Origin of the sequence: Sphingomonas sp. (genome assembly GCF_035490575.1) — a bacterium.
Classification (GTDB): Bacteria; Pseudomonadota; Alphaproteobacteria; order Sphingomonadales; family Sphingomonadaceae; genus Sphingomonas.
Genome location: NZ_DATJLI010000154.1, coordinates 1 through 5,907, shown reverse-complemented (window position 1 = coordinate 5,907; position 5,907 = coordinate 1). Strand labels below are relative to the sequence as shown.

Below are 5,907 nucleotides of genomic sequence, written 5' to 3'. Positions count from 1 at the left end.
CGGCGACGGTGATCTATGCCGTGCTCGACGCCTTCACCTTCTCGTTCATCCGTTCCGCGACGCCGGGCATCACGATCAATCTGGTGCTGGCAACGGTGTTCCTGAACTTCACCGTGCTGGCCGGGTGGACGGCGCTGTATTTCGGCATCAACTGGTATCTGATCGTCGAACAGCAGATCGACCAGATGCAGGCGCTGGAGACGCAGGCGTCGTCGGCGCAACTGGCGATGCTGCGATACCAGCTCAACCCGCATTTCCTGTTCAACACGCTCAATTCGATCTCGACGCTGGTGTTGCTGAAGCAGACCGAGCGAGCGAACGTGATGCTCAGCCGGCTGTCGTCGTTCCTGCGCTATACGCTGGCGAACGAACCGACCGCGCATGTCACGCTGGCGCAGGAGATCGAGACGCTGAAACTCTATCTCGAGATCGAGAAGATGCGCTTCGACGAACGGCTGCGCCCGACCTTCGACATCGACGCGCGGGTTGAGCGGGCGCGGCTTCCCTCGCTGCTGCTCCAGCCGCTGGTGGAAAACGCGATCAAATATGCCGTCACCCCGCTGGAAGAGGGAGCGGAGATCGCGGTTTCGGCACGGCTCACCGGGGATCGGGTGCAGATCGCCGTGACAGACAGCGGTCCGGGCTTGATGCAGGGCAAATCTCGTCCAAGCCTTTCCACCGGCGTAGGGCTGGCCAACATACGCGACCGCTTGGCCCAGGCTTACGGCGCGGACCACCGCTTCGACACGGGTGCGAACCCCGGCGGCGGCTTCCGCGTTGAAATCGAGATTCCGTTCCAGGTCGAGGAACCCAGACGCGAGGCAGCATGACCATCCGAACCATCCTTGTCGACGACGAGCCGCTGGCCATTCAGGGCCTCGAACTCCGGCTTCAGGCGCACGAGGACGTTGAGATCATCGACAAATGCATGAACGGGCGCGAGGCGATCCGTTCGATCAAGACGCACAAGCCCGACCTTGTCTTCCTCGACGTCCAGATGCCCGGGTTTGACGGCTTTTCGGTCGTGCAGGGCCTGCTTGAGGTCGAACCGCCGCTGTTCGTGTTCGTCACTGCTTATTCCGACCACGCCATCCGCGCGTTCGAGGCGCAGGCGATGGATTATCTGATGAAGCCGGTGGAGGAAGCGCGGCTGGCCGACACGCTGGACCGCGTGCGCCAGCGCCTGACCGAAAAACGCGGGCAGGCCGAAGTCGAGAAGCTCAAGGGCGTGCTGGCCGAAGTCGCGCCCGACGCGGTGCAGGACATGAGCGATGGCGGCGGCGGCGAACTGGCGGCGAATCGCTTTGAAAAGCTCATCAACATCAAGGATCGCGGGCAGATCTTCCGCGTCGATGTCGATTCGATCGAGCGGATCGACGCGGCCGGCGATTACATGTGCATCTACACCGGCGACAACACGCTGATCCTGCGCGAGACGATGAAGGATCTGGAAAAGCGGCTCGATCCGCGCCGGTTCCAGCGGGTGCACCGCTCGACCATCGTCAATCTCGACCTGGTCAAGCAGGTCAAGCCGCACACCAACGGCGAATGCTTCCTGGTGCTCGATTCAGGCGCGCAGGTGAAGGTCAGCCGCAGTTATCGCGACGTGGTGGCGCGCTTCGTCCACTGACGAGATGGGGGCGGCGCCGGGTTCCGGTGCCGCCCGTCACATCACTCGCTGTCGGACGATTCGTCGGCGGCGGCTTTGTCGGCATCCTGAAACCATGCCTCGACCGGGCCGGACAGCTTGATGGTCAGCGGATTGCCGTGACGATCGGTCTTGCGGCCCACCGCGACGCGAATCCAGCCTTCGGAAATGGAATATTCCTCGACATCGGTGCGCTCGACACCCTTGAAGCGGATGCCGATGCCGCGCTGGAGCGCGGCCTGATCGAAATGCGGGCTTTTGGGCTGGATCGACAGGCGATCGGGGGGCGTGTCAGTCATGCGCGCGCCTCTACGCGCAAGCCCTGCCCGCGACAAGACGGGCGATGCCATGGCAGCACCGCCCGTCCTTGCGCTCAGCAATAACGGACGCGCACACGGCGGCCGATATAGGGGTCATATTGCCAGCGCGAAAAGCAGCGCTGGCGGTAGAAACGGCGCGGTGGGCCATAATAGCCGCGGTTCCAGCCTCGATAGCGCGGACCGTAATAGCCCCGGTCGTAATAGCCGCCGCGATAATAGCGGTCGCGATACCGGTCGTTGGCGATCGCGCTGCCGATCGCCAGCCCCGCAATGCCGCCGACGATCGCCGCTGCTGCGGCATCGCCGCCCCGGTCGCGATGATAACGACGCCACTGCGCTTCGGCCGGGGACGCCGCCGTCAGGGCGGTTGCGCCCGCGACCAGACCCAATGTGGCCTTGGTCACGATGTTCATATGGTGCCTCCTGTATCCGCACCGCCAGAGGCGAGCAGTTGCCCGCACCTTGGCGTTGATGAAGGACACGCTACATGATCTTCGCTGAACTGGCGGCGAACCGCGCGTTCAGGCGTGATTTAGATAGATGAACGAGGAAGTCCGGAATGGCGTTGTGGCTGATGAAATCCGAACCCGACGTCTTTTCGTGGGATGATCTGGTGCGCGACGGCCGCACCGAATGGGACGGGGTCCGCAACCACACCGCCGCGCGCAACCTGCGCGAGATGAAAGTCGGCGACCACGCCTTTTTCTATCACAGCAATATCGGCCTGCAGATCGTCGGCATCATGGAAATCGCGCGCGCGGCGAAGAAGGATGGGGAGGAAGGCAATTGGGTGTCGGTCGAATGCCGCCCCGCCGAACCACTGCCCGCCCCCGTCACGCTGAAACAGGTCAAGGCGGAACCACGTCTGGCCGACATGGAGCTGGTCAAGTATTCGCGCCTGTCGGTTGGCCGCGTCACCCCGGCGGAATGGGACGTGGTGCTCGAAATGGCCGGCGCGAAATGACGCTGGCGCGCGCGGGCGTGCGGGCGTAGAGGCGCGGCCATGAGCACCAAGACGGTTTCGGCCAGCGAGGCGCCGGTGATCGAGCATCGCTCGCAACTGGTCGAATATTTCGCGCGCGGGGAAAAGCCGGCGTCGCGATGGCGCATCGGCACAGAGCATGAGAAATTCGTGTATCGCACCGCCGATTGCCGCGCGCCGTCCTATGACGAGCCGGGCGGCATTCGCGACCTGCTGATGGCGCTGACCGAATTCGGCTGGACGCCGATCGAGGAAAACGGCCATGTCATCGCCCTGAGCGGCCCGGACGGCACGGTCAGTCTGGAACCGGCGGGCCAGCTTGAATTGTCGGGCGCGCCGCTGGAAAACCTGCACCAGACCTGTGCGGAGACGGGTCGTCACCTGGAACAGGTCAAGGCCGTCGGTGAGAAACTCGGCCTCGGCTTTCTGGGTCTTGGCATGTGGCCCGACAAGGCGCGCACCGACCTGCCCGTCATGCCGAAAGGGCGCTATGCGATCATGCTGCGCCACATGCCGCGCGTGGGAACGATGGGTCTCGACATGATGCTGCGGACCTGCACCATCCAGGTCAATCTGGATTATGCCAGCGAAGCCGACATGGCGAAGAAGTTTCGCGTCGGGTTGGCGCTGCAACCGCTGGCGACGGCGCTGTTCGCCAATTCGCCGCTGACGGAGGGGCATCCGAACGGGATGCTGTCCTATCGCAGCCATATCTGGTCCGATACCGATCCGCATCGCACCGGCATGTTGCCTTTCGTGTTCGAGGACGGGTTCGGATATGAGCGCTACACCGACTATGCGCTCGATGTGCCGATGTATTTCGTCTATCGTGACGGACGCTATATCGACGCGGCGGGCCTGTCGTTCCGCGATTTCCTGAAGGGCGAATTGTCCGTCCTGCCGGGTGAGAAGCCGACGATGGACGATTGGGCCGATCATTTGTCGACCGCCTTTCCCGAAGTCCGCCTCAAGACGTTTCTTGAGATGCGCGGCGCCGATGGCGGGCCGTGGGGCCGCATCTGCGCGCTGCCCGCACTTTGGGTGGGGCTGCTTTACGATCAGGGCGCGCTGGATGCGGCGTGGGATCTGGTCAAGGGCTGGTCGATGGCCGACCGGGAGGCACTGAGGAACGCGGTGCCGCGCCTGGCGCTGGACGCACCGCTGCCCGGCGGCGGCACGTTGCGGGACATTGCGGGGGAGGCGCTCGCCATCGCGCATCGGGGATTGGCGTCGCGCGCGCGGCTCAATGGATCGGGCGATGACGAGACGGGCTTTCTCGGCCCGTTGCACGAAATCGTCCGCACGGGTCGGGTGCCCGCGCAACTGCTGCTCGACCGTTATCACGCCAAATGGGACGGCGACGCCTGCGCCATCTACTCTGAAAACCGCTTCTGAGCATTCACTCGGCAGGCAGCGCTTTTTTTGCCGGACGCCTGCCCGTCAGCCACGCGAAGAAGCGCGGCACCGGCGCGTTGCGGGCCATCCATTCGCTATAGTCGCGGTAGATGGGGTCGAGGCCCAGATGCCGCTCCTCGGTCTTCGCGCGCCAGTAATAGACACCGCTGACGACACCCATCAGCAGCGTGTTCCGCACCGCGTCCTGCCACTCGCCGCTGGCGGGCAGCATCGGCATGACGGCAATCCACCAGAACAGGTTCTTCGACAGATAGGCTGGATGGCGCGACAGCGCATAGGGACCGTGCGTCAGGATGCCGCGATGCGTCAGGTTGGAAAAGCGGGGGCCGAACGCCATCGTCGCCCAGGCATAAATGCCCGTCAGCGCGACCAGCACAGCGCCGACGATCGCCAGCAGCACCGGGTGCCCGTCCAGCCACACTGCCCAGCCGTCCGGCCCATGCGTGCCCTGATGGTAATCGAGCGGCCCGCCGTCGCCCATCAGGATGAAGGGAGGATAACAGATCAGCGCCGCCATCCACGCCGCCGCGAACGGATTGGCGCTGCGGATATGCGCGTCAAGCGGCTTCAGCGTCAGCACATAACCGACCGTCGCGAATGCGACATCGATCATGAACATGAAGGTAATCAGCCACATCGCCATCGCGGTCGGGCTGGACAGCACGGCACCCATGTCGCCGCGAATGAAGGCGCCGAAACCGCCCGGCACGATCGCCAGCATGAAAGCGAGGAAGAACGCCTTGACCGTCCAGGCGCGGATATGCCCGGCAATGGCCTGCCGGTCGATCGCCTCGTCCAGCCCCATCACCCACGCGCCCAGATGCCAGGTGCCGTCGCGCGGCTCGACCGTCACCCGGTCGATCAGGAAGATATAGGGGATCGACAGCACGAACAGCCACGGCGCGGCGGTTTCGAAACACGCCATGGCAAAGGCGAACATGCCCTGATGATAGATGCGCGCCGCGAAATAGACGATCGCGATCACGCCCCAGGTGGTCCACAACCCCGTCAGCCGAGTCAGGCTGATCTCGAACGTCTCGCCCCATGGCTTGGCGTTCGACCAGTCGATACCCGTCGATGGATTGCGATGCACCTTGTCGACCAGCACGGACCACAACAACATCGGCACGCCGCATGCGACCAGATTGGTCAGCGCCGAATAGGGGCCATCCAGCCCGTTCACCTTGGCAAAGCCCGTCCAGCAAAGCAGCCCCGCCAGCCCCGCCAGCCCGCACCCGGTCGACACCGCCGAACGCGGCCGCGGGTCGGCGCAGGGGGTTTCGTCATGCATGATCCGGCGCCTATCGCACAATGGTAAGCATCGCATGAACACATGACGATCGGGTGGCCGGATGGTCACGCTGGAGACAATATCACCCGAAACCGGGTTGTGATTGCGGCGATAGGGGTCTTTACTGCGACCATCGGAGTTTCCCCTCCAACGGAAAGGTAATCATGCACCGTCGGTTCGCGTTCGCCGCGCTTTTGCTCGCTTCATCGGCCGCCCTTGCCCAGCAAAGCGGCAATTCGATGCCCCAGCC

At 64.0% G+C, this 5,907-nt stretch carries 7 protein-coding genes; 4 read left to right on the top strand and 3 right to left on the bottom strand.

All coding sequences use genetic code 11. The features are described 5' to 3' along the window. A partial coding sequence (locus tag VL973_RS11730) for a sensor histidine kinase (RefSeq protein WP_325284206.1) occupies nt 1–830 on the top strand: 830 nt, incomplete at its 5' end. Continuing rightward, entirely contained in the window at nt 827–1,630 is an 804-nt protein-coding gene (locus tag VL973_RS11725; protein WP_325284205.1) for a LytR/AlgR family response regulator transcription factor, read from the top strand. The genes VL973_RS11730 and VL973_RS11725, both read left to right, overlap by 4 nt. A gap of 41 nt (nt 1,631–1,671) precedes the next feature. Here the strand turns inward: VL973_RS11725 and VL973_RS11720 are convergent, their stop codons facing one another. Both VL973_RS11720 and VL973_RS11715 read right to left on the bottom strand, forming a co-directional pair. Continuing rightward, on the bottom strand, nt 1,672–1,947 hold the full coding sequence (locus tag VL973_RS11720; protein WP_325284204.1) for a DUF3297 family protein: 276 nt from the start codon (nt 1,945–1,947) through the stop codon (nt 1,672–1,674). A gap of 74 nt (nt 1,948–2,021) precedes the next feature. Continuing rightward, the gene (locus VL973_RS11715; RefSeq protein ID WP_325284203.1) at nt 2,022–2,381 is read right to left on the bottom strand and encodes a hypothetical protein; all 360 of its coding nucleotides are present in this window, start codon (nt 2,379–2,381) and stop codon (nt 2,022–2,024) included. A 161-nt stretch (nt 2,382–2,542) separates the two neighbouring features. On the opposite strand from VL973_RS11715, the gene VL973_RS11710 reads away from it, so the two are divergent. Next, nucleotides 2,543–2,932: an EVE domain-containing protein gene (locus VL973_RS11710; protein WP_325284202.1), complete on the top strand. Its 390-nt coding sequence runs from the start codon at nt 2,543–2,545 to the stop codon at nt 2,930–2,932. A 39-nt stretch (nt 2,933–2,971) separates the two neighbouring features. Further along, nucleotides 2,972–4,345, top strand: a complete 1,374-nt coding sequence (locus VL973_RS11705) for a glutamate--cysteine ligase (protein WP_325284201.1) — start codon at nt 2,972–2,974, stop codon at nt 4,343–4,345. A gap of 4 nt (nt 4,346–4,349) precedes the next feature. Here the strand turns inward: VL973_RS11705 and VL973_RS11700 are convergent, their stop codons facing one another. After that, nucleotides 4,350–5,657, bottom strand: a complete 1,308-nt coding sequence (locus tag VL973_RS11700; protein ID WP_325284200.1) for a methyltransferase family protein — start codon at nt 5,655–5,657, stop codon at nt 4,350–4,352. Nucleotides 5,658–5,907 lie beyond the last annotated feature (250 nt).